The organism is Photobacterium sp. R1 (assembly GCF_054600795.1).
This window is the reverse complement of sequence record NZ_BAAHZP010000910.1, coordinates 1-241: the sequence shown is the minus strand read 5'-3', so window position 1 is coordinate 241 and position 241 is coordinate 1. Positions and strand designations below refer to the sequence as shown.

The window sequence follows — 241 nt, the reverse complement described above, 5'->3', positions numbered from 1 at the left end:
CTCGCCATTCTCAATTGAAACCCTGATGAGCGTGGCTGCTGTTGGCGCGCTGTATTTGGGGGAAACGGCCGAAGCGGCAATGGTGTTACTGCTGTTTCTCATTGGTGAACAACTGGAAGGTTATGCGTCTGCCCGTGCCCGCAGCGGGGTAAAAGCCCTCATGGCGCTGGTGCCTGAGACGGCGATGCGAGTCGGTACCGACGGCCAGGTACATGAAGTGGCCGCCGATCAACTCCGTCCC

1 pseudogene is annotated in these 241 nt (G+C 59.3%); it reads left to right on the top strand.

Annotated elements, in window-relative coordinates:
- Nucleotides 1–241 (top strand): annotated as a pseudogene (zntA, locus tag ACYP03_RS27710) (Zn(II)/Cd(II)/Pb(II) translocating P-type ATPase ZntA); the annotation flags it as partial.